A 25,906-nucleotide genomic window follows, 5' to 3' on the forward strand; every position below is an offset into this window, starting at 1 on the left:
CTCAAATCACCGCCGCGACCCGCCGCATGGACCCGCCCGAACCTCGTCGCGGCGGCACTCTCCTTTGGGAATCATACGGACCGCCGATAGCGCGGTGCACGCTCATCGCTTTGCTCTTATTCTCACGGGTACGCGCAGGGTTTACGTGATACCGCAGCGCCAGTTTATTCGCCTAATATATTCAAAATATTGAATTCAAAATGCAACGAATAACGATCATGTAGTCAGGGACAACGCGGTGTACCCAGGAGACGGTAAGCATGCGTATTTACCAGTTCATCAATAAGGTGCCGGGCGGGCTAATGGTGGTTCCGCTGTTTATCGGCATGCTGATCAATACATTCTGTCCGAACGCTTTAAAAATCGGCGGCTTTACCCAGGCGCTGACTAATCAGGGATATCCAACTGTCCTTGCGATGTATCTGTTCACGGTCGGCACCAAGATGACCTTGCGAGCGGCCCCCGGCATGCTCAAACGCGGTTTCGGCATTCTGCTTTCGAAGGTGGGTATCGCGGTTCTGATTGCACTCGCCATTTCGCATTTCTTTCACGGTAATTTTCTGGGACTCAGCACGCTCGCGGTGCTGGCCGCCATGAACGACACCAATGGCGGTATGTTCCTCGCGCTGACAAGCACCTTTGGCAGCAAGGAAGATTCCGGCACGTATGTCGCGCAAAGCATCGAGACGGGTCCGTTCGTGACGATGATCGTCCTTGTCGGCGCCGGCCTCGCCAATATCCCGTGGCTGACCATGCTATCGGTTATCGCGCCGATTTTCGCCGGCGCGATTCTTGGTAATCTCGACAGCGAACTGCGTGATTTCTTTGGCAGGCATGAACCGCTGATCGTGCCGTTCATGGCCTTCACGCTGGGACAGGGGATCAATCTCAAAGCGGTATTTACGGCAGGTGTGCCAGGCATCCTGCTGGGCGTGGCCGTATTTGTCGTCACTGGCATCGTCTGCATCTTCGCGGACCGGTTGCTGGGCGGCTCCGGCGTGGCGGGCGCCGCCGCGTCGAGCACGGCAGGCAATGCAACCGGCACGCCGCAGGCGATCGCGCTGGCGGACCACTCCTATGCGGCGATCGCGCCGGCTGCAACCATCCAGGTGGCGGCATCGGTGATCGTGACCGCCGTGCTTACGCCGATTCTGACTGCCTGGGTATTCCGGAAACAACAAAAGAAACAGCTGCAGCCGGACGCACAGATCGATCGCGAGAACCGCGAATCGCAAGCCGACGAAGATCACTATCCGCCGCCAATCGGTGCAAATGAGTGAGCAGGCGATGCGCCGTGTCTTACGCCGGCGCTTTGAGCTTTGAGTCCATGACATCCGCTCATGGACGCCATGACAAACTTTCGATTGGCCGCTGATATCGGCTCGGGCTAAATTCCTCCGCACACCCCGGATGCACGGAAGCGTTCATCCGAACCCGATCCCCGAGGAGGACCCATGCGAAGCGCCAGCGCGCCCCGTTCGAAGCTGCCCGACGTCGGCACTACGATCTTTACCGTGATCGGTCAGCTCGCGTCCGAGCACGACGCGCTCAACCTGTCACAGGGCGCACCGAACTTCGCGCCGGATCCGGCGCTTGTCGAAGGCGTGGCGCGTGCGATGCGCAACGGACACAACCAGTACGCGCCGATGGCCGGCATCGGGGCGCTGCGCGAAGCGCTCGCCGACAAGACCGAGCGCCTGTACGGCGCGCGCTACGATCCGCAGACCGAAGTCACCGTGATCGCGAGTGCGAGCGAGGGGCTGTATGCCGCGATCAGCGCGCTCGTGCATCCTGGCGACGAGGTAATCTACTTCGAGCCGTCGTTCGACAGCTACGCGCCGATCGTGCGGATGCAGGGCGCGACGCCGGTCGCCATCAAGCTCGCGGCGCCGGACTTCCGCGTCGACTGGGACGCGGTCGCCGCCGCGATCACGCCGCGCACGCGGATGATCATCGTCAACACGCCGCACAACCCGACCGCGACCGTGTTCTCGGCCCATGACATCGAGCAGCTCGCGAGGCTCACGCGGCAGACCGACATCGTGATCCTGTCCGACGAGGTCTACGAGCACATCGTGTTCGACGGTGTGCGCCACGAGAGCATGGCGCGGCATCGCGAGCTCGCGGAGCGCAGCGTTATCGTGTCGTCGTTCGGCAAGTCGTTTCACGTGACCGGCTGGCGCGTCGGCTACTGCTTCGCGCCTGCCGAATTGATGGACGAGATCCGCAAGATCCATCAGTTCATGGTGTTCTCGGCCGACACGCCGATGCAGTTCGCGTTCGTCGAGCACCTCGCACAGGCCGACAGCTATCTGGGATTGTCCGCGTTCTATCAGGCAAAGCGCGACCTGCTTGCGCGCGAGCTCGCGGGTTCGCGCTTCGAGCTGTTACCGAGCGAAGGCTCGTTCTTTATGCTCGCGCGCTTCCGGCATTTCTCCGACGAGCGCGATAGCGATTTCGTGTTGCGCCTGATCCGCGACGCGCGCGTTGCGACGATTCCGCTGTCCGCGTTCTACACGGATGGCACCGACCCCGGCGTGATCCGGCTCAGCTTTTCGAAGGACGATGCGACGCTGGTTGAAGGCGCGCGCCGTCTGAGCAATATCTGAGGCCGTCGACGTACGGCAGCCACCCGCCCGACTATTCACGATTCCAATAGAAGGACATCACGATGAAGCACCTGAAAATCTGGCTTGCGCTCGCCTGCGCGTTCGGTTCCTGTGCGGCGCTCGCCGATGCGCAGACGCTGCGCTTCGGCCTCGAGGCGCAATATCCGCCGTTCGAATCGAAGGCGCCGAACGGTGAGTTGCAAGGGATGGACATCGATGTCGGCAATGCAGTGTGCAAGGCCACGAAAATGACGTGCGCGTGGTCCGAGACGTCGTTCGACGGCCTGATTCCGGCGCTGAACGGCCGCAAGTTCGACGCGATCAATTCGGCGATGAATGCGACCGACAAGCGGCGCGAGGCGATTGACTTCACGACACCGATCTACCGCGTGCCCACCGAACTGATCGCGCGCACCGGCAGCGGTTTGGTGACGACGACGGAATCGCTGAAAGGCAAGCGCATCGGCGTGCTGCAGGGTTCGATCCAGGAGACGTTCATGAAAGTGCACTGGGAACCGGCCGGCGTCATCGTGGTGCCGTACCAGGATCAGAACCAGGTGTTCGCGGATCTGACGTCGGGCCGCCTCGACGGCACACTGCTGCTCGCGCCGGCGGGCCAGCCGTTCCTGCAGCGTCCGGACGGCAAGGACTTCTCGTTCGTCGGGCAACCGGTGCACGACGACAAGATCCTCGGCAGCGGGATCGCGTTCGGCGTGCGCAAGGGCGACGACGCGCTGAAGGCGAAGCTGAACGAGGCGATCGCGAAACTCAAGGCGGACGGCAGCGTGAAGTCGCTCGGCGCGAAATACTTCGGCGATATCGACATCTCGACAAAGTAACGCCGGACGACGATGCGATGCCAGACAATCAGATCGACGCCGCGCTGACCGCTGAGTTAGGCGCGGACGTCGTCACGCGGTCCGAAGACATCGAGCCGCGTTTTTTCACCGCGTACAACGAAGCGCCGGGCGTCAGACCGCGAGCGCTCATCCGGCCGATGTGCGTCGACGACGTGTCGCGTGCGCTCGCGCTCTGCACACGGCTCGGGCAACCGGTGGTCCCACAGGGCGGCATGACCGGACTCGCGCGCGGCGGCGTCGCGCTGGGCGGCGAGGTCGTGCTATCGATGGAGCGCTTCGCGGGCATCGAGTCGCTCGACGCGGCTGCAGCGACGATCACGGTACGCGCCGGCACGCCGCTGCAGATCGTGCAGGAAGCGGCCGAGGCGGCGGGTTTCACGTTCGGCGTCGATCTCGGCGCGCGCGGCTCGTGCCAGATTGGCGGGATGCTCGCGACCAACGCGGGTGGCACGCGCGCGATCCGCTACGGGCTGATGCGCGAGCAGGTGCTCGGGCTCGAAGCGGTGCTCGCCGACGGCACGATCGTGTCGTCAATGAACCGGATGCTGAAGAACAATGCCGGCTACGATCTGAAGCAGTTTTTCATTGGCAGCGAGGGCACCCTCGGCGTGATCACGCGTGCGGTACTGCGGCTGCATCCGAAGCTCGCCGCGAGCGCGACTGCGTTGGGCCGCGTCGCCGATTATGAAGCGCTGCTGCGGCTGTGGGACCGCGTGCGTGCGCGCCCCGATGTCGTCAGCTTCGAAGCGATGTGGCCGTCGTTCTACGCGCATGTGGCTGCGAACACATCCGGTGTCGTCGCGCCGTTCGCGGCCGACGGCAATTTCGTGGTGCTGATCGAATTCGCGACGAGCGCACCGGATGGCGACGCCGCGGCCGGCCTGGAGGCGTGTCTTGCCGATGCCTTCGACGCGGGGCTGATTGACGACGCGGCGCTCGCGACGTCGGAGCGGCAGGCGCGCGATATGTGGGCGCTGCGCGAGAGCCACGCGATCGATGAGTTGCCGCATCTGGCGGGCTTCGACGTGAGTCTGCCGACGGGTGAGCTCGGCGCGTTCGCCTCGCGTTGCGAGGCCGAACTGCGACGGCGATGGCCGGACATCACGTGCCTGTTCTTCGGGCATGTCGGCGACGGCAACGTGCATGTCGGCGTATCGCTGCGCGAGATGGACGGCGCGACGGTGGACGCGCTCGATCACTGCGTCTACGCGGTCGTGCAGGCGATGGGCGGATCGATCTCGGCGGAGCACGGCATCGGTGCGCTGAAGCGCCCGTATCTTGGCTGCACGCGCAGCGATACGGAAATCGCGCTGATGCACCGCGTCAAGGCGGCGCTCGATCCGCTCGGCATTCTGAATCCCGGCAAGGTGCTGTGACGGGAGGGCGGGGCAGAATCCCCGCTCAGTGGCTGTGCCGTTCGGCAACAGGCGAGGGTGGCTGCTTCGACTGCCGGCTCAGCATCACGGTGACGACGGCCGACACCGCCAACGTCGCACCCACCACATACAAGCCTGCTGCATAGCCGCCCGTTACGTTCTTGAGCCATCCGATCGCGAACGGGCCGACGAAGCCGCCCAGGTTCCCCACCGAATTGATCATCGCAATCCCCGCAGCCGCGCCGGCGCCTGACAGGAACATGCTGGGCATCGCCCACAGCGGTGCCTTGGCTGCACTGATGCCGATGTTCACGATTACGAGCGCCAGGATGATCATCAGCGCTGTAGTCGCGCTACCGGCAAAGATGAATCCGAGGCATGCCAGGATACATGGGATGACAACGTGCCACGTGCGCTCTTCCGTGCGGTCCGAATGCTTCGCCCACCAGATCATCGCAATGACCGCGAGAATGCTCGGCAGGCCTGCCAGCAGGCCCGTTTCGAACGATCCGAAGCCATACTGGCGAATAATCAGCGGTGCCCACAGTCCAAGCGTATAAAGTCCTGCCGACGTGCCGAAGTAGATCAGCGCCAGCGCCAGAACCCGTGGGTCGCGCAAGGCGGTGAGTGCACCGGCGGTGTGGCCGGCATGTGACTGCTTCGCTGCTGCTTCCGTCGTCAGTTTTGCGATCAGCCATTCGCGCTCTTCCGGCTGCAGCCACTCCGCTTTCGCCGGTGTATCCGTGAGGTACTTCAGCACGCAGAAGCCCAGGATGATTGCCGGCACCGCTTCGAGAATGTAGAGCATCTGCCAGTCGGCAAGTCCGGCGAGCGGAGGCAGTTTCATGATCGCGCCGGAAATCGGCGAGCCGATCGCGGTGGAGATCGGCGCCGCGGCCATGAACCATGCTGCAGCGACCGCGCGTTGACGCAATGGGAACCACAGACTGAGATACAGAATGATGCCGGGAAAGAAGCCCGCTTCGGCGACGCCCAGCAGGAAGCGCAGCGCGTAGAAGCTGTTCGGGCCGATCACGAATGCGGAGGCCGCCGACACGATCCCCCATGACACCATCACGCGGGCAATCCAGCGGCGCGCGCCGACCTTGTGAAGAATCAGGTTCGACGGCACTTCGCACAGAAAATAGCCGATGAAAAACAGTCCACCGCCGAGACCGAACGCCGTCGGCGACAGACCGATAGCCTTGTTCATCGACAGCGCCGCAAACCCCACGTTGACGCGATCCAGAAAACTCACGAAATACAGCAGCATCACGAACGGGATAATGCGCAGCATGAGCTTGCGCGAAACCCGGCTTTCGAGTTCGGAAATCATTGTCTCCTCCGTGGAGGCTTGAGCAGTGCTCTATTCAGAAACGGAGTTGAGTTACAAAGCGCGTCGTGGCCGTCCGGTGCGGCTCTCCTGTTTTTTTCGGCGCGCTTGCCGGTCAAACCCTCGTATCGCCGCGCTCGGGGCGAGCGGGGCCACGGCCGCCGGATGACGGCCGTGCGTTCCAGACTCCTGGGGAGCCGCTGTGGAGAGTTAAGCTGCGTTGGCCGAGGGCACTGCGGCTTTTTCAATGAAAGAGCAGACGGCCGCGGTCACCTGCGCGGTCGTTGCCGTGCCGCCAAGGTCGCGGGTGTGCAGCGATGTATCGGCAGTCACCGCTTCGACGGCTTGCATCACGCGTTTTGCCGCGTCGAATTCGCCCAGATGTTCGAGCAGCATCACAACCGACCAGAACGTGCCCACCGGGTTGGCGAGACCTTTGCCCATGATGTCGAACGCGGAGCCGTGGATGGGTTCGAACATCGACGGATAGCGGCGTTCCGGATCGATGTTGCCTGTCGGTGCAATGCCGAGACTGCCGGCGAGTGCCGCGGCGAGGTCGCTGAGGATGTCGGCGTGCAGATTGGTGGCGACGATCGTATCGAGCGAGGCGGGACGGTTGATCATGCGGGCGGTCGACGCGTCCACCAGTTCCTTGTCCCATTTGACGTCCGGGAATTCCTTCGAAATCTGCAGCGCAATCTCGTCCCACATCACCATGGCGTGACGTTGCGCGTTGCTCTTCGTAATGACGGTCAGCAGTTTGCGCGGACGGGATTGCGCGAGACGGAACGCAAAACGCATGATCCGCTCGACACCGGCGCGCGTCATCATCGACACATCCGTCGCGGCTTCGATCGGGTGTCCCTGGTGGACGCGTCCGCCTACGCCGGCATATTCGCCTTCCGAGTTTTCGCGGACGATGACCCAGTTCAGGTCCTCCGGCCCGCAGCGCTTGAGCGGTCCGTCGATACCCGGCAGGATGCGGGTCGGACGCACGTTGGCGTACTGGTCGAAGCCCTGGCAGATCTTGAGGCGAAGGCCCCACAACGTGATGTGATCGGGAATGTCGGGATCGCCCGCCGAGCCGAACAGGATCGCGTCCTTGTTGCGGATCGCGTCGAGCCCGTCGGCGGGCATCATGACGCCGTGCTCGCGGTAGTAGTCTGCGCCCCAGTCGAAGTTCTCGAATTCGAATGCGAACGACTTCGTCGTCTTTGCCAGTGCTTCGAGCACCTGCGCGCCGGCCGGGATGACCTCCTTGCCGATGCCGTCGCCAGGGATGGTCGCGATGCGATAGGTTTTCATGTCTCCGTCCTTCAGGTGTTGTACGAATGAATGAACTCTACCTATCTCCGGGCGCAAAAACCGGTGCTACACTCAAAGCATCTTTAACTTTCATTCACAAGTGAAAGCCATGCGAGATACGGTCGATCCGTCGGATTTGAGCTTTTTCTCGACGCTTGCGGCGTCCGGCAGCCTGAGCGCCGCCGCGCGGGAACTGGGACTGACGGCAGCGGCGGTCAGCAAGCACCTGACGCAGATGGAAAGTCGCGCGGGCGTGGGGCTGATCAACCGCACGACGCGGCGGATGATGCTGACGCCGGAGGGCGAGTTGTACCTCGAGCATGCGCGCCGGATTCTCGACGAGATCGACGAACTGGCCGAATTGCTGGGTACCGCGAAGAAAAGTCCGAAGGGATTGCTGCGCGTGAACGCGACGCTTGGCTTTGGGCGCAGCCATGTCGCCCCTGCGATTTCGCGCTTTGTCGCGAAGCACCCGCAAGTATCGGTTCAGCTTCAGCTATCGGTCACGCCGCCTCCGCTGACGGACGATACGTTCGATGTCTGCATCCGCTTCGGCGAGCCGCCCGATACGCGGGTGGTCGCGCGTCGTCTGGCGACGAACCGGCGCTTGCTGTGTGCGGCGCCTTCGTACATCGCCGCACGTGGGATGCCGGTGACCGCGCATGACCTGACGCGGCACAACTGCATCGGCATCCGCCAGGGTGACGAGGCTTACGGCGTGTGGCGTCTGACTTCGGGCAGGGGAGCGTCACGCAAAACGGAGGCCGTGCGCATCAACGGCACGCTGACGACGAACGACGGCGAAATCGCGGTGAAGTGGGCGCTGGAAGGACACGGCATCCTGATGCGGGCCGAGTGGGACATCAAGCAATATCTGGCCGATGGGTCGCTGGTCCTCGTATTGCCCGATCACGACACGCCGAACGCGGATATCTTCGCCGTCTATTCGCAACGGCACCAGATGTCCACGCGGATTCGCGCGTTTGTCGATTTCATCGCCGGGGATCTTCGAAGCGAAGCGGGCGAACTGGGGTGAAACGCAGCCACGCTCATTCGGAGCCCAACTGCATTTGTCGACATACGATGGCGTTGCTGGCTTGCGCAGACAAGAACGCAGGCAACAGCGCAGGCAACAAAAAACCCCGTAAGACGTTGATCTTACGGGGTTTCTCGAACTTCGCCGGCTTATGCCGGAACAACCGATGGTGCCCAGGAGAGGACTCGAACCTCCACGGTGTTGCCACCGCTAGGACCTGAACCTAGTGCGTCTACCAATTCCGCCACCTGGGCACATTTTCAAGCTAAACCGTTATTTTAACGGGACGACTCAGCGTGTCAATGGGGACTTCAACAACCGCTTCATTGCACCGTCCGGACTTTCAGGTATCGAATCAGGTTCGATACTGACTTCCGCACTGCCGATACCCTGTTATTCATTCGAACAAGTTCAAACGAACCGCAGAGCCTCACACAAAAAGCAAAGCCGCTCGGAAGCGGCTTTGCTTTTGAATCTGGTGCCCAAGAGAGGACTCGAACCTCCACAGTGTTGCCACCGCTAGGACCTGAACCTAGTGCGTCTACCAATTTCGCCACCTGGGCAGGTGTCTGTACAACAGAGACCGCTATTATAGCGACAGCTTCAAAGCTGTCAAGCATTTCGAGAAAGCCTCCGCATGGCGTCGGATTGCGGTTCACGGCAAGTACTGCAGCAAGTATTGACGCGCCGCTTGGCGCGCAATACGGGTGTTAGAATGCCTCGCAGTAGTTCGTTGGCACGGTGCCCAGGCCCGTCGGACTCAGCTTTGAATGAGCCAGACCCGAGCAGTCAATCGCAGGTGCAACAGAGCCGCGTCATAACGCCGACCGACGTCCATGCAACGAGAAAAAATCATCGACAAGCCCTTGAGCAAATATCCGTACCCGATTCCGAGCCGCGAGGAAATCCTCGGCGTGCTCCGCACGAGTGAAGCGCCGCTTGCAGCGAATGACATTGCCGAAGCGTTGTCGATCAAGCGCCAGGAGCGCGAAGGATTTTTCAAGCGTCTCGCGGCCATGGAGCGCGACGGCCAGATCCGGCTCGATCAGCGCAACCATTACCAGCTTACGCATCCGTCCAATTTTGTCGGCGGCCGAGTGCAGGGCCATCGCGACGGCTACGGTTTCCTCGTGCGCGACGACGGTCAGGACGATCTGTTCCTGCCCACCGGCGAGATGCAGAAGGTCATGCACAACGACCGCGTGCTGGCGCGGATCGTCGGTTATGACCGGCGCGGACGGCCCGAAGGCCACATCGTCGAAGTCACGGACCGCGCCAACAAGCGCGTGATCGGGCGACTGCTGAACGAGAACGGCGCGCTGATCGTCGCACCTGAAGACAAGCGAATCGGCCACGACATCCTGATCACGCAGAACACCAAGAAGGCCAAGGTCGGCCAGGTGGTGGTGGTCGAGCTGACGGATTTCCCGAGTCGCCATTCGCAGCCGCTTGGCCGCGTGGTGGAAGTGCTGGGGGATATCGACGATCCCGGCATGGAAATCGAAATTGCCGTGCGCAAGTACGGCGTGCCACACGAGTTCAGCCAGGCCGCGCTCGACGACGCCGCAAGGCTGCCGGACGAAGTGCGTCCCGTGGATATTCGCCATCGCGTCGATCTGCGCGATGTGCCGCTCGTTACGATCGACGGTGAAGACGCCCGCGACTTCGACGATGCGGTGTACTGCGAGCCAATCGCGGTCGGCAAGGGCGAGGGCTTTCGCCTGATCGTGGCGATCGCCGATGTCTCGCACTATGTGCATCCGAAGAGCGGTCTCGATGTGGACGCGATCGAACGCAGCACCTCGGTCTACTTCCCGCGCCGCGTCATTCCCATGCTGCCGGAGAAGTTGTCGAACGGCCTGTGTTCGTTAAACCCGCACGTCGACCGTTGCGTGCTGGTGTGCGACATGGTGATCACCGCGCGTGGCGAGATCAAGGCGTACCAGTTCTATCCCGGTGTGATGCACTCGTCAGCGCGCCTGACCTATACCGAAGTCGCCGCGGTGCTGAAGAACACCAAGGGCCCGGAAGCAACGCGCCGCGCGGCGCTGTTGCCGCAACTGCAGAATCTGTATGGCGTGTACAAGTCGCTGTTCGCCGCCCGGCAAAAACGCGGCGCGATCGACTTCGACACCACCGAGACTTACATCGTCTGCAATGCGCAGGGCAAGATCGAACAGATCATCCCGCGCACGCGCAACGACGCGCACAAGCTGATCGAAGAATGCATGCTGGCCGCGAACGTCTGCGCGGCCGACTTCATGAAGCGCAACAAGCACCCGGGCTTGTACCGCGTGCACGCCGGACCGACCGCCGAAAAGCTCGAGAACCTGCGCTCCTTCCTGCGTGGCATGGGCCTGACGCTGGGTGGCGGCGACTCGCCGCACGCGAGCGACTACGCCGCGTTGATGGCGCACATCCGCGACCGGCCCGACGCGCAGATGTTGCAGACCATGTTGCTGCGCTCGATGCAACAGGCTGTCTACAGTCCGGACAATATCGGCCACTTCGGTCTCGCATATGAGGCGTACGCGCACTTCACGAGTCCGATCCGGCGCTACCCCGATCTGCTGACGCACCGTGCAATCTACGCGGTCCTGCAGGGGCGCAAGTACACGCCGGAAGCGCCGCATGGCGTCGATCTGAATACGGCGCTGTCGCCGCGCGCCCGCGCGATGCAGCAGGCCGACGACGAAAAGCGCGGCCGTACGCGTTCGAACAACGTGGCGATCTGGGAGGAGCTCGGCTTGCACTGCTCGGCCAACGAGCGTCGGGCGGACGAAGCCTCGCGCGACGTCGAAGCCTGGCTCAAGTGCTACTTCATGCGCGACAAGCTCGGTGAAGAGTACGGCGGCATGGTGAGCGGCGTGACTTCATTCGGCATTTTCGTGCAGCTCGATGCGCTGTTTATCGAAGGCCTCGTGCATGTCACCGAACTGGGCTCCGATTACTTCCAGTACGACGAGATCAAGAACGAGCTACGCGGCGAACGCACGGGCATCCGCTACCGCCTGTCGGACCGTGTGCGCGTGCAGGTGAGCCGCGTCGATCTCGACGCACGCAAGATCGACTTCCGGCTGGTGCGCGATACGCCGATCAAGTCGCCGGGTGCGCGTCCCGCGCTCGCCGACAAGGCTGCCGTTGAAAGCGGCGGTGCACGTGTACGCTCGCTGGCGCCGGCCGAAGCCGGCGCGGGGGCACGCCGAAAGAAGGCCGCACCGGCACCGACGCTCGCGGTCAAGGAGGCGCGCGCGGCACGCAGCGCCGCCAGGAAACACGGCGCCTCGGCCAAGTCTGCTTCTTCTTCGAAGGCACAGACACGCAAGAAGCGCTGAGCTCACACGCAAATCGCGTGGCGAGTCGGCACCAGCAGGCTCGCTGCAGCGGGTTCGCCGCGCGCAACCGGTACAGGTTCATGTGCCGGTTGCGCGCGGTCTGCATTTCGGTTTGTCTTTATCCCAGTAGCGCAGCCGCGTCGCGGCGCGCTCAATCAAAGGTTGTTCAGTCATGTCACGTCTCAAGGTTCTATACGGTTTCCACGCGGTGACCGCCCGTCTGCGTCACGATGCGTCCACGGTCGAAGAGGTCTATTACGACGCGACGCGCAAAGACCGCCGCATGACGGAGTTCCTGCACACGGCTAAGGAAGCGGGCGTGCGTCTGATTGCTGCCGACGAAACGCGCCTGTGGGGCCTCGCGCACACGGAGCGCCACCAGGGCGTGGTGGCGCGGGCAGGGGACATGCCGCTGGCGCAGAATCTCGCGGAGCTGCTGGATGGCATCAACGGTTCGCCGCTGATTCTGGTGCTCGATGGCGTGACCGATCCGCACAACCTCGGCGCGTGTCTGCGGGTCGCCGATGCGGCTGGCGCGCATGCGGTGATCGTGCCACGCGATCGTGCTGTCGGCCTGAACGCGACGGCCGCGAAAGTGGCGAGCGGCGCGGCCGATACGGTGCCTTACATCACGGTGACGAATCTGGCGCGCGCACTGCGCGAACTGAAGGACGCGGGCGTATGGGTGGTGGGCACGGCGGGCGAGGCGAGCAAAAGCCTGTATGAGACCAGGCTCGACGGTCCGGTCGCGCTCGTGATGGGTGCGGAAGGCGAGGGCATGCGCCGTCTGACGCGCGATACTTGCGACGAAGTCATGCAGATTCCCATGGCCGGCAGTGTGGAAAGCCTGAACGTGTCGGTCGCGAGCGGCGTGTGCCTGTTCGAAGCCGTGCGCCAACGCTCGGTGAAGGTCAAGACCTGATTCAGGACGCGGCATGCACGATGACCGTCGTGCCGCGCCGGGTCTTCCGGTCCCGATTGTGCCCACTTGCCGGATAAGTGCGAGCGGCGCATGCTAGTCCGGTAAACTTGCGGTTTTCCGCCTCTAGCCAGCAATTCCCATGACTCAAGACGAACTCAAGCAACTGGTCGGTCAGGCCGCCGCCGACTACGTGAACGCCAACGTACCCGAAGGCGTCGTGATCGGCGTCGGCACCGGCTCGACCGCCAACTGCTTTATCGATGCACTGGCCGCCACGAAGCACCGTTATCGCGGCGCCGTGTCCAGCTCGCTGGCGAGCACCGCGCGCCTGCAGTCGCACGGCTTCAAGGTGCTCGATCTGAATGAAATCGAATCGCTGCCGGTCTATGTCGACGGCGCGGACGAGATCGACGCCAGCGGTGCGATGATCAAAGGCGGCGGCGGTGCGCTGACGCGCGAGAAGATCGTGGCGTCGGTGTCGGAAGTGTTCGTCTGCATCGTGGATTCATCGAAACGCGTCGATGTGCTCGGCCAGTTTCCGTTGCCGGTTGAAGTGGTGCCGATGGCACGCACCGCAATCGGCCGCCGCGTGATCGCGTTGGGCGGCGTGCCGGTGGTGCGCGTGACGAAGGACGGCACGCCGTTTATTACCGACAACGGCAACGAGATCATCGACATCAAAGGGCTGAAGATCGCCGATCCTCGCGCGCTCGAAGCACAGATCAATGCGTGGCCAGGCGTCGTCACTGTAGGTCTCTTCGCAGAACGCGGAGCGACCCTGTCGCTGCTTGGCACCGACACCGGCGTAGAAACCATTCGCTACACGCCGCGCTAAATAAAGCTGCGCGTTCAAGGCACCGCACCGCGTCAGGCGCGACGCGGTGACGGTGGCGCGAATGCGCATCTCCCAGGCGACCCGCCGCGCCGTCATCCTCTCCCGGTTGCCGGCCCACGTCCTCTCTCCTCTGCGCCAGCCTGCTCCGATCGCGTTTGCCGTTCCCCCACATTCAACGTTCCGCTTTCGGCTAGTCGACAAACCCTCACATTTTGCTGTCTCTCGATTGCGGAGTGTGGTCGGGCGCACGCTCTGCGGACGGCGCTCCTTTTAAACTCGGTCTCGTGGCGTTGGACAGTTACGCCCAGGTGAAGTCGCGAAAGCGATGAGCGGCACTGTTCGCCTCATCGTCCGGTGACCACGCCGGCGGTACGGATCGATTAAATGCTTTCGAACTGTTAGCAATTCGTCATCCTTATTAAAATGAAAAGATTGATATGGGTAATTGCCGTCATTCAGGGAGAGGGAGTCGTGAGAGAACAGCGCTCGCTGTCAGCCCGCATTGACCAACGCCTAAAGAATACGATCTTCTGACAAGGAAAATTCAAACAACATGAATGCCGATCGCCTTTCGGGCCAGGTCCCCGATATCGTTGAAGCTTGGGCTGCGTTGCAGAGCAAGGTGCCTCTCAAGCCTATTCGCAATGAGCAGGAATACGAGCAGCTGACGCAGCTCGCGAATGCGCTGACGAACCACCTTCACGGCGACGCGGACAATCCGCTAACGGATCTGCTCGGCGTTCTGTCCGCTCTGATCGGCGGCTGGGAGTCTCGCCAGGTGGTGGTGCCCAGCGCGGAGCCGCGTGAGGTGCTGCGCCATCTGCTGGAAACCCACGGTCTCAAGCAAAAGGACCTGGCCGATATTGCCTCGCCCACTGTGGTCAGCGACATCCTCGCAGGACGCCGGGCAATCAGCAAGAACGTGGCAAAGGCGCTGGCCGTGCGCTTTCGAACAGACGTCAGCGTTTTTATCTGACGCCACATCAAGGACGTTGAATCGCCCGCACGAAAGTACCGGGCGTGTTTCAGCAATGCATGACTAATTGAAAATTCGTTTTCCTAATGAATCAGCATTGTGCGAATTAATTCGCCGGGTCTGATTATTAAACGGGCGCGAGGCCTCTGTCCTGGCGTTTCGCATTTCAATCGCACGCTGCTTTTCACGCTGCCGGACACCCAAAACGCGAACTTCTTCGGCCTTTACACGAGGAAGGCGGCCACACGTTTTCTTGACAATCTTTTGAAAATTCATCGCTGCTTCTTTGGACGATTTTCCGTCGTCGCCGATGAAACCGTGCGGTTGGTGTGATGCCGCACGGAATGTATCCGGTCGAGGACGTAGCTTATTACTGTGGACTGAAAGAGTGCTTAACCGGTGGATAAAACGGTGACGCGCACCGGCACGGAGTACCCGTGAACGAGTGTGCATGCTCCGCGCTGAACGGCGTGGAAGAGCCGAACCCCGGGGCAAGCTGCCGTTCGGGATCAACAAGGTGCGGTCGATGGGATACGTCGGCGTGGACGATAGGGCGCGTCTCGCCGCTAGCGATACAGGAAGCGAGCTTTCCGTCGCTGGTCTATGGCCATCCGGATGGCAAGCGCAGTAACCATGTGTCGCGACGAGGCCGAAACGCTCGGTGCGGAGAACGTTAAGGTTTGGGGTAACCGAAATGTCAGAACTAGTCCATCGAGTGATCGACATCGTACTTATCGTACTGGGTGCGGTCGGCGCGTTGCATCTGAACCTGCCGCAGGCAGGTCATCCGCATCAGCTTGATCCTTCACTGGTCGCGTTCGTGGCCGCGCTTGCGTTGTCCGTGTTTCCTGCGTGCGGAACCTACCCGTCGCGACGCACCCGCTCGGTGGTGAGTCTCGCGAGCCGTACAGCGTTCGCGTGGCTGGCAGTGCAGCTCTGCGGTCTCGCCTTGCTGTACGCCATTCATCGCGAGAATCAGGTGTCCATGCCGTGGTTTCTGTACTGGACGCTGACGACCGGCATCTCGCTGCTTGGCTCGCATACGTTGATCTTTGCTGAATTCAACCTTGCCCGGAATGCAGGACTGCGCCTGTTCCGCACCGCGACGGTCGACGCGCCGCAGTTCAATACGAGTTCCGCGGGATCCGCGGCACCCGCTAGCGCGGCGAGCTCCGGCAAGACCGGTCTGGACTGCGCAGGAGCAGCGCGACAAGTGGTCAAGCGCGGCTTTGACATCGTGTTCGGCACCTTGCTGATTGTCTCGCTGCTGCCCGTGTTCGCGCTGCTTGCGGTTCTGGTGATGAGCGACGGCGGTCCCGCGACGTTCGGACACGTTCGCGTAGGACGTAACGGCAAGAGCTTTCGTTGCCTGAAATTCCGTTCGATGGTTCTGAACGCCGATCAGGTGCTCAAGGCCTTGATCGAAAGCGACCCACAGGTACGTGCAGAGTGGGAACGCGATTTCAAACTGAAGAACGATGTGCGTATCACGCGGATTGGGCGGTTTCTGCGCCGCACGAGTCTCGACGAATTGCCGCAGCTGTGGAACGTGGTTCGCGGCGACATGAGTCTCGTCGGACCACGGCCCGTCATCGATCAGGAGCTGGAGCGCTATGGCGCAAACGTCAGGTACTACCTGATGGCCAAGCCTGGCATGACCGGCTTGTGGCAGGTGAGCGGGCGCAGCACCACGGACTACGCGACGCGGGTGTCACTGGACGTCGCATACGTAAAGAACTGGTCGTTGCTGCGCGATGTCTCGATTCTGTTCAAGACTTTCAAGGTTGTTTTCAAAGGTAGTGGGGCGTACTGAAACAGCGGGCCGGGTTGGTTGAAGGTGATATGGCGGGTTGATTTTGGGGGGCCGGGTATCGTCGGCGATGAAGGCGGTAGCCGTCCCGGACTAGAGCATAAAAAAATCTACATAGCGGTGTGTGCGTCTCAGCGGGGGCAGTGGCTTGGGCGCGCGACGGAAGGGAGTAGCGATGATGTCATGCAACAAGTTGGGTTCGGAAAGGACCACGAACGCATCAAAGTCAAACGTGCTGATCGAAGCGCCGGCGGCCGAGGTACACGATTCATTGACTCAGTCTGACGCTGGGCGTCATCCGCACCGGGTTAGGGCCGCGTTCACCGGCGTTGTGCTGGCGGCATGCCTGGCAGGCTGTGCGTGGTCGCCGGGGATGTCGTACAACGCTCCTTCAGGGGTGGCCAATCAGACACCCGCGAACACTGGCAACAGCACAGTCGACAGCGGCATGCGCACGACGGCCGATGTTCACCCAAGTAAGGGCGCCGACGCGCCGCCAGCGGGCAAACTGATCGAAATCACCGACGACCTTGTTGAGACGGAACGCGCCGAACGCTCGAAGGCCGTGCCCGAAGACGTCACGCAACTGTTTGCGAAGCCTGCGCCCTACACGCTGGGCCCGGGTGACATATTAAGCATCGTCGTATGGGATCACCCCGAGCTGAATATGCCCGGAGCCGCGGCGACCAATGGACCGGAAGCGACTGGCACCGATTCGATGACCTCGGGCTATACGGTGGATGCGGGCGGCATGATCCAGTATGCCTATATCGGTCCGCTGAAGGTTTCAGGGCTCACCGAAATGGAAGCGCGCGATGCGCTGGCCCAAAAGCTCAGCCGTTTCGTGCGGGCGCCTCAGGTCACCTTGCGGATCGAGGCCTACCGGAGCAAGCGGGTCTATATGGACGGCGCGGTCAGGAATCCGGGCGTGCTCGCTCTTAACGACATGCCGATGACTTTGCCTGAGGCGATCAATCGTGCCGGCGGATTTACGCCGATCGCAGACCGGTCGACGGTCGCGATTACGCGTGGCGACAAGACTGTGGTTGTCAATATTCCCGACATGATCGCCAAGGGTGTGAATCCCGATAACATCGAGTTGCGCAGGGGTGATCTGGTGCGCGTCTTCGCGCAGACCGACACGAAAGTGTACGTTTTCGGCGAAGTGAACAAACCCGGAAGTTTGACGTTCAACAACGGCCGGATGAGCCTGAATGAAGCGTTGGGCGATGCCGGCGGCATCAGCCAGACCTCGGGCGATGCTTCGCAGGTCTTTGTCGTGCGTGGGCGCGACGCGGGCAAGCCGGTGGTCTACCATCTGAATGCCGGGTCACCGGCTGCGATGGCGACCGCAGATGGCTTTGCGTTGAAGCCTAATGATGTTGTGTTTGTCGATGCGTCTGCGCTGGTCAGGTGGAGCCGCGTGATGGGTCTGATTGTGCCAAGCACCCAGGCGGCGGCCGCTAGCCGGGCCGTTGGTTACTGATGAGCCAACTATTTGTCCGGCCAGGTGGCAAGGCATCCGGTAGCGCGTTGGAACAGGCGCGGCCGGAACGCGTGGGAATGGGGAGAGGGCGCATGAAATACCGTGATACGTCAGTCGATACGATAGATATAGGCCCCCCGCAGGGCGACCACCTTGGTAGCTATATAGACGTCCTGTATCAGAACCGCGGCTTGATCTTCCTGATCACCGCTTGCTTTCTCTTTGTGGGTGCGGCTTATGCACTGCTTGCAGCGCCCGTGTATCAGGCCGACATTCTGATCCAGGTCGAGGAGAATCCGACCGCCGCCAAGGACGCCCTGGGCGACGTGAAGTCGATGTTCGCCGTCAAGACGGCCGCTTCGGCCGAGATCGAGGTTTTGCGTTCGCGGCTGGTGATCGCAGGAGCCGTGACCGCTGCGCAACTGAACCTCAGCGCGGTGCCGCGCTATTTTCCGGTGGTCGGCCGGTGGATTGCCAACCATCTGAATGACCTGTCCCACTCGGGCCTGGGCGGCTATGCATGGGGTGACGAGCGGATCGGCGTTTCAAAATTCGATGTGCCTGACGCGCTGCAAGGCGAGAAATTCGTCCTGACGCTGCAGAAGAACGGCAACTATTCGCTGAAGTACAAAGATATCGATTTGTCCGGGCGCGTCGGCGAGCTCATGCAGGCAGACACGGAGTACGGGCCGATCGCTCTTCTCGTCGACCAGGTTGTCGGAAAGCCGGGCGTACGTTTCGAACTGGTTCGGACTTCCGAGCTTTCCGCGATCCAGGATGTGCAATCGGGCTTGCTGATTGTGGAGAAGGGCAAGGACTCGGACGTGATCGGCGTTGCGCTGGAAGGCACCGACCCGAAGAAGATCAGCGCCATTCTCAACGCGATCGGCACGGCATATGTCCGGCAAAATGTCCTGCGGACCCAGGAAGAGGCGCAGAAGTCGATCACCTTCCTCGATGGTCAGTTGCCTGAACTGAAGACCAAACTGGAGACCGCGGAAAGCGAGTTCAACACGTTCCGCGCGAAGAACGGGACGGTGGATCTGAACGCAGAGGCCGCCGCGCTTCTGCAACGCTCGGCTCTCGCGCAAGGCAAGGTTGCCGATCTTCAGCAGCAGCGGGCGTTGCTTCTTGCGCGGTACACGTCGGAAAACCCAGCGGTGATCGCCGTCAATGACGAACTGGCCGAGGCCGAAAGGGAGGTTGGCGGCATTGCCTCCGTCACGCGGCAACTGCCGCCCATGGAGCAGAGCCTGCTGCGGCTGCAGAGAGAGGTTCAGGTAGACACCACCATTTACACGAACCTGTTGAACACGCGTGAACAGCTCCGCCTGCTCAAGGCAGGTAAGGTGTCGAATGTGCGACTGGTCGACCCGGCGATCGTGCCGGATAGTCCGGTTCGTCCGAAACGTGCGCTCGCGTTGATCGGAGCCCTGATGGCGGGCCTGTTCGTGAGCGTCGCGGTGGTATTGCTCAAACGCAAGGTCTTCGACGGCATCACGGCTCAGGACGATATCGAAACAGGAACGGGGCTGGCCGTGTACGCCACCATCCCGCGCAGCAAGGTGCAGGAAACGCTCACGCGGAGCCTCCAGACCAACGTCGACTCGAACCTGGTGCTAGCGCATTCGGCAAGCGGAGATGCGGCGATCGAAAGTCTGCGAAGCTTCAGAAGCGCGCTTGAATTTGCGCTGGTCGACGCACCGAACCGGATCGTCCTGCTCGCCGGGCCGACACCGATCGTCGGAAAGTCGTTCGTGTCCGTCAATCTCGCGGCGCTGATCGGCGCATCGGGACAGCGTGTGCTACTCGTCGACGCCGACCTTAGAAGGGGCACGTTGCATCAGTACCTCGGGGTGCCGTGCAGCCCGGGCATTTCGAATATCGTCACGCGTGGCCGTACGTTCGAAAATGCGGTACACCGCAACATACTGCCTGGCGTCGATTTCGTTGCTAACGGCGGCTACATGCAGAGTGCGAGCGAGATTCTCAAACATCGGAACTTCCTCGCGTTCGCCCAGCAGGCCGACAGCGAATACGACGTGGTGCTGATCGACGCGCCGCCGATTCTGCCGGTAGCCGACTCGGGCATCGTGGCATCTCTCGCCGGCATGGTGTTCGTGATTGCGCGACACGGCGTGACGACGGTTGAAGAGCTGCGCGAATCCGCGCGCAGGTTCGAGCAGATCGGCGTGCCGATTCGCGGCGTGATTTTCAACGACGCGATGCCGACGAGGCCAGGCCGCTACGGAAGGGCGTATACCACCTACGGCTACGCCAGCCATGGCAATGACGTGCCGACGTAGGGTTGACTGATTCGCAAGTGAAAACCGCCGCGCGAGACGCGGCGGTTGCACTTTCAGGTGCTAACTTGGCAGGTGCTCAGGTTCCCGGTGTATTCGCCGGTGTGATTTCGAGCAGAATGACATGATCGGGTACATCCACGGTGAGTTGGCGCAGGTCGCGATGGCTTGCGCCCGGCGTTGCCGAAACGAGTGGATCGTAGACGTCGATACGGCTTACCTGCGCGCCGAGGTCCAGTTCGACGCTGGCGGGTGGGCTGGTGAGCGGCTTTCCCTTCTCCCGGTTCCAGATCGGCGTTTCGTTCCATAGCGCCAGCACGAAGCGACCATCCTTTTTCTGCAGCAACAGGCTGTTGGCCGATACCGGCATTCCCTGGAGCGTATACGCGAGCGTGCCTTGCGATGCGCCGTTGGCACGGTGCGGCGCGCCGTCGTTCAGGATCGACGTGAGATTGCGGATCGCCTCGGCCACCGGCTTGGGACTGTTGTCGTTGCGAAAGAGGCCGTAGTGCATCTCGCCGCTCTTGCTGTCCGGGTCGGGCTTTTCGTCGAGCAGTTCGTAGACGTAGGTCCGCTTCACGCCCGCCGCCGCTGCGTCCATGTAGCCGTTGAGAATGCCTTTGGCCTGGGTCCGCTCGTCGACGCCGATCATGTACCAGCCCGCCTGAGGCATCGAGAAGTAGCCGAACTCGGTGATGACGAGCGGTAGATGGTACTTCTTGACGACATCGATGGCCGAGCCCATCCACCTGTCGCCGTTCGCGTTATAGGTGGGTTGTTCGCCGTTTTGCGGGTAGACGTGCTGATTCGCGTAATCGGCCGAATCCGCGCGTGTGTCGACCGTCTTTTCGTCGTAGCCCGTGAGATCGTAGACGGGTACGCCCTTGAGCTCAGGCGTAGCGTGTACGCGTGTAAAGATCTCGCGCTGCACGGCCAGTCCGGCGGCCGTGCCCGTGAGGCCGTGATAAGGGATGGGCCAGTTGTTGATCTCGTTGAAACCTTCGACGGCCGCGACGCTGCCAGGCACGGCGGCGTTCAGCTTCGCCGCTTGCCCGATCGCTTCCACGAACTTCGAGCCCGTCAGGAAGTTGAATTTGACGCCGCGTTGCGCGAGATAGACATAAGTCGAAAACGGCGGCGAGTCGCCGGGTGCATAGTCGCGAACGTAGTGGATCCCGAGCCATGCCAGATCGTCGGCGACGTTGTGCACATTGACGTAGGCGCCATCGGTGTAGTTCACGTGCGTGATGACAGCGAGCGTTTCGATGAAGGCGTCGGTTGGCATGGCGTGCACGGCATCGGCGGCTTGCACCGTCGATGCGCATGCGAGCGCGCAGAGGCTGGCTGCGAGGCTTGCGGCGGTGCGCACGCCAAACGCCCTGTAGGGCCTTTCCCGTCTCGCGTGTCGCGCGCCGGGAGGGGCGGCTGGGCTGGCGAGCACGTTATGGGCGGTTGCTGCGGAATGCTTCACGGGGACTCCTTGCGCGGGAAGGTTGCCGGTTCCGCGCGCTTTGCGCCATGCCGGCAGCTCGATGGGTTCACCTAGTATGGAGGCGTATTCATCGATCATTTTGATGCGTGGTGGCGTGCTTCGTGTGTGGGGCGGCGAACGGATAGGGCGCCCCCTCTGAAAACTGGCGTTGCATGAGCGACGGCGAACATTTTTCTGGCGGTGGGTCGGTCACACTCTGGGCCATAAGACCTGTATCACATGGTCTGCCGAATCTGGTTGTGTGTCGCGGTGACTTTGCGCACGCGTAACGACGTACTTTGAGCGATGCCCGGAACCCGCCGATGAAATCCCTGCATATTCCGAATCTGGTAATCAATGGCCGATTTCTGGGCCGACGCGCGACGGGCGTCGATCGCTTTGCATTCGAGACCATTCGGGCGCTCGACCAGATGATCGAAGTGGGCGATCCGCTCGTCGCCGGACTGAGGACCGAGATCGTCGTGCCCGAAGCACTGGCCGATATGGCCAATCCGTTCAGGCACGTCGGACTGCGGGCGAGCGGTAAAGGCGGCGGTCTGCGTTGGGAACAGCTGGCGTTGCCGAAGGCCGCATCCGGACGGTTGCTGGTCAATCTCTGCAACTCCGGGCCGCTGCTGTACGGCCGCCAGGTGACGGTGCTGCACGACGCGGCGCCCGCGCGCGTGCCGGACAGCTACAGCCGCTCCTTTGTCGCCTGGTACCGCCTGATGGCGCCGCGCATCGGCCAGGTATCGCGCCGCGTGCTGACCGTGTCGGAATTCTCGCGGCGCGAGTTGAGCGACGCTTACCGGATTCCTGCCGGCAAGATTGGCGTCGTGCCCGAGAGCGGCGAGCACATGTTGCGCGTCCAGCAGGAGCAAGGCGCCGTGAAGGCCACGCTGAACGGACGTCCGTTCGTGCTTGCGGTGGGAAGCCTCAACCGGCATAAGAATTTTCGTCTCGTGGCCGAGGCCGCGCGCCTTATTAACGATGCGCAGTTCGACATCGTGGTGGTGGGCGGCGGCGATGCGCGGGTGTATGGAGCGGGCCAGAATGCCTTGCCCGAATTCGTGAAGCACCTCGGTTACGTGAGCGACGGCGAACTGGCAGCGCTCTACCAGCGTGCGGCCTGTTTTGTGTATCCGTCGCTTTACGAGGGTTTCGGGCTTCCGCCGGTCGAAGCGCTGGCGCTCGGTTGTCCCGTCATCGCCTCGAGGTTGCCGGCCGTGATGGAAGCGTGCGGCGATGCCGTGCTTTATACCTCACCGGACGATCCCGCGGAACTGGCGCGCCTGCTTGAACAGATCACCGGCGACGCTGCGTTGCGCGCGAGCCTGCGTGAGCGGGGCCGCGCGCGTACCGCGGAACTGACCTGGCGTGCCACCGCAGTCAAACTGATCGAGGAGATCTCGCCGTGGCTAATGTAACGCTTGCCGCAACCCTTGCAAGCGACACACGTCGTTTCGGCCGGGTCGCCCTTGTGCACGACTGGCTCGCTGCATACGCGGGTTCGGAAAAGGTGGTGGAACAGATTCTGCAACTGTTTCCCCATGCCGATCTCTACAGCATCGTCGACTTCTTCCCGGAGTCGCAGCGCAGTGTGCTGGGCGGCAAGCGCGCCCATACTTCATTCATTCAACACTTGCCGCGGGCGCGCAAATCGTTTCGCGCTTATCTCCCGCTCATGCCGCTGGCGATCGAGCAGTTCGATCTCTCGTCTTACGACCTCGTGATTTCGTCGAGCCATGCCGTGGCCAAGGGCGTGCTGACCGGACCGCATCAGGTGCATGTGAGCTATGTGCATTCGCCGATTCGCTATGCGTGGGATCTGCAGCATCAATATCTGGCCGAAGCCGGCATGCAACGTGGAATGAAGAGCTGGATCGTGCGCCTGCTGCTGCATTACATGCGTATCTGGGACCAGCGCACCGCTCACGGCGTGGACGCTTTCGTCGCCAATTCGGCCTTCGTCGGAAGGCGCATCCGCAAGGCTTATGGTAGCGACGCCACCGTCGTCTACCCGCCGGTCGATGTCGAGCGATTCGAGCTTGGCACCCAGCATGAGGACTTCTATCTGATTGCCTCGCGCATGGTGCCGTACAAGCGGATTCCGCTGATCGTCGAGGCCTTTGCGGCGATGCCCTCGCGGCGTCTCGTGGTAATCGGCGACGGCACTGATTTCGCGCGCGCCAAAGCGAGCGCGACGCCCAACGTGACGCTGCTCGGCTATCAGCCCGATGCGGTGCTGGTGGACTACATGCAGCGCGCGCGTGCCTTCGTTTTCGCCGCGGAAGAGGATTTTGGCATTTCGGTGGTCGAGGCACAGGCCTGCGGCACTCCGGTGATCGCTTTGGGCCGCGGCGGTGTACGGGAGATCGTCGTCGATTCGGCGGATCCCGAGCGCGGCACCGGGCTGTTCTTCGAAGAACAGACTGTGGCGTCCATCGTCGATGCGGTGGAGCGTTTCGAGCAGCGCCCGGCGTTTCGCGGGGAAGTCTGCCGTCGCAATGCGTTGCGCTTTACAGCGGAACGGTTCAAACACGAATTCATGGATGTCGTGGAACGCGCGATGCATGACAACAAGGGGTTCGCCGATGCACAGCCGGCGCTCCAGTACCGACGCTCCGCATAAGACGGTGCAGCAACAGGATCGTTCGCGCATGAGCGTGCGGTGAACGGATAGGGGTTCAAGCAAGTGGAACTGACGGTATTTGGGATCCTGGTGATCGTCACCGGCATGGTGGCGCTCTACACGTCGCATAGCGGCGTGGTGTACGGAATGGCGGTGTACTCGCTGTTCGGTTGTGCGCTCGCGCTCGGATTGGGCGGAATCGGCATCCTGCCCCCGCAGCTCTTTCTCGCATTCTTCGTCCTGAAGGCCTTCCAGATGGGGGGCGGGAAGAAGATTAACGAGGCGTTCTCGATGGATCAGCCGGGCTTCTGGCTGCTGTGCAACTGCGTGTGGGCAAGCGTGGGCGCCATGCTGCTGCCGCGCCTGTTGCTCGGTACGACGCTCGTGTTTCCCGTCGATCGCAGTACCACGGAAATTCTGCTGAAGCCGCTCGCTCCCGTCTCGGGCAATCTGTCCCAAGCGGTGTATTGCATTGGCGACGTGCTGGTGTATTGCTGCATGTATGCGTTTCTGAAGTGGCGTGGCACGTACAGGACGCTCGCCAACGCTCTCCTTCTGCTGACCCTGCTCGACGTGGTCGCGGGCGTGCTCGATGCCGTGTCGCACATCGCCGGCATGGACATTCTTTCGTCCGTCAAGACTGCCCAGTTCGCCGACCTGAGCGGCGAGGAACTGGGTGGACTGGTGCGCATCAGCGGCACGTTCAGCGAGACGTCCGCATTCTCGACCTTCACGCTGCCGTTGTTTGTCTTTTGCCTGAACCTGTGGCTGGTCGGGTGGCGTCAGAAACTGGCTGGCGCGCTGGCTGTTGCGACGGGGATACTGATGTTGCTGTCCACGTCGGGGAGCGCCTATGTCGGGATGGCCGGGTATCTGGTCGTGCTGGTGTTCAGCCGGCCCGGTCTCGTCACGCGTGACGCCGCCGCACGCAAGCAGCGCATGTGGCTCATCTCGGCCTGCCTCGGCATGCTCGGAGTGATCTATGTCATGCTTTTCCTGCCGGCTGTGGTAACGACGATTGGCGATTTTGTCGACGCCGCGATCCTGAGTAAAGCGGGCAGCTCCTCCGGCGTCGAACGGATGGGGTGGAACAATCAGGGCATCACCAACTTCTTCGATACCTATGGGATAGGCGTTGGATTGGGCAGCATCCGGGCATCGAGCTTCCTGGTGGTCTTGCTGGGGAGCCTGGGTGTGGTGGGTGTGGTCTGCTACGGGATATTCGTGGGCAAGTCTTTGCTGTCGCCCATGCCAACCCATTACTCGTTCACGGAGCGCGCCGTCTGCTACGCGTCCCGGCACGCCATGATCGCAGCATTGATCGTGGCTTCGACTTCGGCCGGGGTGTTCGAGCTTGGCTCGTGTTTCTACCTGTTTGCGGCCGCTGCGGGCGCACTCTCGCCGCTTGCATCGACGGGCGTGTCGAGGCGCCAGACACGGGTTGCATCTGCGGCCTATGTCTGGCCCAGTCACAACGCGGAACCCGTCATGCACGCAGAAGCTGCGAACGTAGAAACGGTGAACGTGGAAAATGTCGAAGTGGTGATGGAGCCGCGGCGCGGCCGCAAGCGTTCTGTCGAAGAGAAGCTTGCGAGAGTGCGCCGGACCTTTTAGGAC

Annotated in this window: 19 protein-coding genes and 2 tRNA genes; 15 read left to right on the forward strand and 6 right to left on the reverse strand. The window is 62.0% G+C overall.

Annotated features, from left to right (window positions below; translation table 11 throughout):
* Positions 1 to 260: 260 nt before the first annotated feature.
* The 4 genes from P3T20_RS19185 to P3T20_RS19200 all read left to right on the forward strand — a co-directional run bounded on the left by P3T20_RS19185 (position 261) and on the right by P3T20_RS19200 (position 4,845).
* On the forward strand, positions 261 to 1,280 hold the full coding sequence (locus tag P3T20_RS19185) for a 2-keto-3-deoxygluconate permease (RefSeq protein WP_429287557.1): 1,020 nt from the start codon (positions 261 to 263) through the stop codon (positions 1,278 to 1,280).
* A gap of 174 nt (positions 1,281 to 1,454) precedes the next feature.
* A complete protein-coding gene (locus P3T20_RS19190) occupies positions 1,455 to 2,609 on the forward strand; it encodes a pyridoxal phosphate-dependent aminotransferase (RefSeq protein WP_429287558.1) in 1,155 nt (384 codons plus the stop codon).
* Positions 2,610 to 2,671: 62 nt separating this feature from the next.
* On the forward strand, positions 2,672 to 3,448 hold the full coding sequence (locus P3T20_RS19195) for a transporter substrate-binding domain-containing protein (RefSeq protein ID WP_074264939.1): 777 nt from the start codon (positions 2,672 to 2,674) through the stop codon (positions 3,446 to 3,448).
* A gap of 17 nt (positions 3,449 to 3,465) precedes the next feature.
* Positions 3,466 to 4,845 carry an FAD-binding oxidoreductase gene (locus P3T20_RS19200; protein ID WP_074264938.1) on the forward strand — a complete coding sequence of 460 codons (1,380 nt, stop codon included), beginning with the start codon at positions 3,466 to 3,468 and terminating at the stop codon, positions 4,843 to 4,845.
* A 25-nt stretch (positions 4,846 to 4,870) separates the two neighbouring features.
* On the opposite strand, the gene P3T20_RS19205 is transcribed toward P3T20_RS19200, so the two are convergent.
* Together P3T20_RS19205 and P3T20_RS19210 are read right to left on the reverse strand one after the other, a co-directional pair.
* Complete coding sequence (locus tag P3T20_RS19205; protein ID WP_074264937.1) at positions 4,871 to 6,181, reverse strand: MFS transporter; 1,311 nt, start codon at positions 6,179 to 6,181, stop codon at positions 4,871 to 4,873.
* Positions 6,182 to 6,388: 207 nt separating this feature from the next.
* Entirely contained in the window at positions 6,389 to 7,483 is a 1,095-nt protein-coding gene (locus P3T20_RS19210) for a tartrate dehydrogenase (protein WP_074264936.1), read from the reverse strand.
* A gap of 109 nt (positions 7,484 to 7,592) precedes the next feature.
* Between P3T20_RS19210 and P3T20_RS19215 the strand changes: the two genes are divergently transcribed.
* The gene (locus P3T20_RS19215) at positions 7,593 to 8,519 is read left to right on the forward strand and encodes a LysR substrate-binding domain-containing protein (protein ID WP_074264935.1); all 927 of its coding nucleotides are present in this window, start codon (positions 7,593 to 7,595) and stop codon (positions 8,517 to 8,519) included.
* 167 nt (positions 8,520 to 8,686) lie between these two features.
* On the opposite strand, the gene P3T20_RS19220 is transcribed toward P3T20_RS19215, so the two are convergent.
* Positions 8,687 to 8,773: transfer RNA gene (locus tag P3T20_RS19220), tRNA-Leu, on the reverse strand.
* Positions 8,774 to 8,995: 222 nt separating this feature from the next.
* A tRNA-Leu gene (locus P3T20_RS19225) sits at positions 8,996 to 9,082 on the reverse strand.
* A gap of 273 nt (positions 9,083 to 9,355) precedes the next feature.
* Between P3T20_RS19225 and rnr the strand changes: the two genes are divergently transcribed.
* The 4 genes from rnr (at position 9,356) to P3T20_RS19245 (ending at position 14,587) form a co-directional block, all read left to right on the forward strand.
* Positions 9,356 to 11,854, forward strand: a complete 2,499-nt coding sequence (gene rnr / locus P3T20_RS19230; protein WP_074264934.1) for a ribonuclease R — start codon at positions 9,356 to 9,358, stop codon at positions 11,852 to 11,854.
* 172 nt (positions 11,855 to 12,026) lie between these two features.
* A complete protein-coding gene (rlmB, locus tag P3T20_RS19235) occupies positions 12,027 to 12,776 on the forward strand; it encodes a 23S rRNA (guanosine(2251)-2'-O)-methyltransferase RlmB (RefSeq protein WP_074264933.1) in 750 nt (249 codons plus the stop codon).
* A gap of 139 nt (positions 12,777 to 12,915) precedes the next feature.
* Positions 12,916 to 13,611, forward strand: coding sequence for a ribose-5-phosphate isomerase RpiA (gene rpiA, locus P3T20_RS19240; RefSeq protein ID WP_074264932.1), 696 nt, complete (start codon positions 12,916 to 12,918; stop codon positions 13,609 to 13,611).
* Between the two features lie 553 nt (positions 13,612 to 14,164).
* Entirely contained in the window at positions 14,165 to 14,587 is a 423-nt protein-coding gene (locus P3T20_RS19245) for a helix-turn-helix domain-containing protein (RefSeq protein WP_074264931.1), read from the forward strand.
* A gap of 63 nt (positions 14,588 to 14,650) precedes the next feature.
* On the opposite strand, the gene P3T20_RS19250 is transcribed toward P3T20_RS19245, so the two are convergent.
* Positions 14,651 to 14,863, reverse strand: a complete 213-nt coding sequence (locus P3T20_RS19250) for a hypothetical protein (RefSeq protein ID WP_143787519.1) — start codon at positions 14,861 to 14,863, stop codon at positions 14,651 to 14,653.
* Between the two features lie 418 nt (positions 14,864 to 15,281).
* On the opposite strand from P3T20_RS19250, the gene P3T20_RS19255 reads away from it, so the two are divergent.
* From P3T20_RS19255 to P3T20_RS19265, 3 genes are all read left to right on the forward strand, one after another.
* On the forward strand, positions 15,282 to 16,400 hold the full coding sequence (locus P3T20_RS19255) for a sugar transferase (RefSeq protein WP_074264929.1): 1,119 nt from the start codon (positions 15,282 to 15,284) through the stop codon (positions 16,398 to 16,400).
* 268 nt (positions 16,401 to 16,668) lie between these two features.
* Positions 16,669 to 17,883, forward strand: a complete 1,215-nt coding sequence (locus tag P3T20_RS19260; RefSeq protein WP_254368846.1) for a polysaccharide biosynthesis/export family protein — start codon at positions 16,669 to 16,671, stop codon at positions 17,881 to 17,883.
* A gap of 92 nt (positions 17,884 to 17,975) precedes the next feature.
* Entirely contained in the window at positions 17,976 to 20,189 is a 2,214-nt protein-coding gene (locus tag P3T20_RS19265) for a GNVR domain-containing protein (protein WP_074264928.1), read from the forward strand.
* 76 nt (positions 20,190 to 20,265) lie between these two features.
* Here P3T20_RS19265 and P3T20_RS19270 read toward each other — a convergent pair whose 3' ends face one another.
* Positions 20,266 to 21,657, reverse strand: coding sequence for a calcium-binding protein (locus P3T20_RS19270; RefSeq protein WP_074266098.1), 1,392 nt, complete (start codon positions 21,655 to 21,657; stop codon positions 20,266 to 20,268).
* A gap of 323 nt (positions 21,658 to 21,980) precedes the next feature.
* Here P3T20_RS19270 and P3T20_RS19275 point away from each other — a divergent pair, with 323 nt between their 5' ends.
* From P3T20_RS19275 to P3T20_RS19285, 3 genes are all read left to right on the forward strand, one after another.
* A complete protein-coding gene (locus P3T20_RS19275; RefSeq protein WP_074264927.1) occupies positions 21,981 to 23,084 on the forward strand; it encodes a glycosyltransferase family 4 protein in 1,104 nt (367 codons plus the stop codon).
* Positions 23,072 to 24,289 carry a glycosyltransferase family 4 protein gene (locus P3T20_RS19280; protein WP_074264926.1) on the forward strand — a complete coding sequence of 406 codons (1,218 nt, stop codon included), beginning with the start codon at positions 23,072 to 23,074 and terminating at the stop codon, positions 24,287 to 24,289. Before P3T20_RS19275 ends, P3T20_RS19280 begins: the two co-directional genes overlap by 13 nt.
* Positions 24,290 to 24,352: 63 nt before the next feature.
* A complete protein-coding gene (locus tag P3T20_RS19285; RefSeq protein ID WP_074264925.1) occupies positions 24,353 to 25,903 on the forward strand; it encodes a hypothetical protein in 1,551 nt (516 codons plus the stop codon).
* Positions 25,904 to 25,906 lie beyond the last annotated feature (3 nt).

It is taken from the genome of Paraburkholderia sp. GAS206C (assembly GCF_050435645.1).
GTDB lineage: Bacteria > Pseudomonadota > Gammaproteobacteria > Burkholderiales > Burkholderiaceae > Paraburkholderia > Paraburkholderia phenazinium_B.

Coding starts and splice junctions, on each gene's coding strand:
- P3T20_RS19185 (WP_429287557.1), top strand. CDS start 261: ATGCGTATTTACCAGTTCATCAATAAGGTGCCGGGCGGGCTAATGGTG.
- P3T20_RS19190 (WP_429287558.1), top strand. CDS start 1,455: ATGCGAAGCGCCAGCGCGCCCCGTTCGAAGCTGCCCGACGTCGGCACT.
- P3T20_RS19195 (WP_074264939.1), top strand. CDS start 2,672: ATGAAGCACCTGAAAATCTGGCTTGCGCTCGCCTGCGCGTTCGGTTCC.
- P3T20_RS19200 (WP_074264938.1), top strand. CDS start 3,466: ATGCCAGACAATCAGATCGACGCCGCGCTGACCGCTGAGTTAGGCGCG.
- P3T20_RS19205 (WP_074264937.1), bottom strand. CDS start 6,181: ATGATTTCCGAACTCGAAAGCCGGGTTTCGCGCAAGCTCATGCTGCGC.
- P3T20_RS19210 (WP_074264936.1), bottom strand. CDS start 7,483: ATGAAAACCTATCGCATCGCGACCATCCCTGGCGACGGCATCGGCAAG.
- P3T20_RS19215 (WP_074264935.1), top strand. CDS start 7,593: ATGCGAGATACGGTCGATCCGTCGGATTTGAGCTTTTTCTCGACGCTT.
- rnr (WP_074264934.1), top strand. CDS start 9,356: ATGCAACGAGAAAAAATCATCGACAAGCCCTTGAGCAAATATCCGTAC.
- rlmB (WP_074264933.1), top strand. CDS start 12,027: ATGTCACGTCTCAAGGTTCTATACGGTTTCCACGCGGTGACCGCCCGT.
- rpiA (WP_074264932.1), top strand. CDS start 12,916: ATGACTCAAGACGAACTCAAGCAACTGGTCGGTCAGGCCGCCGCCGAC.
- P3T20_RS19245 (WP_074264931.1), top strand. CDS start 14,165: ATGAATGCCGATCGCCTTTCGGGCCAGGTCCCCGATATCGTTGAAGCT.
- P3T20_RS19250 (WP_143787519.1), bottom strand. CDS start 14,863: ATGAATTTTCAAAAGATTGTCAAGAAAACGTGTGGCCGCCTTCCTCGT.
- P3T20_RS19255 (WP_074264929.1), top strand. CDS start 15,282: ATGTCAGAACTAGTCCATCGAGTGATCGACATCGTACTTATCGTACTG.
- P3T20_RS19265 (WP_074264928.1), top strand. CDS start 17,976: ATGAAATACCGTGATACGTCAGTCGATACGATAGATATAGGCCCCCCG.
- P3T20_RS19275 (WP_074264927.1), top strand. CDS start 21,981: ATGAAATCCCTGCATATTCCGAATCTGGTAATCAATGGCCGATTTCTG.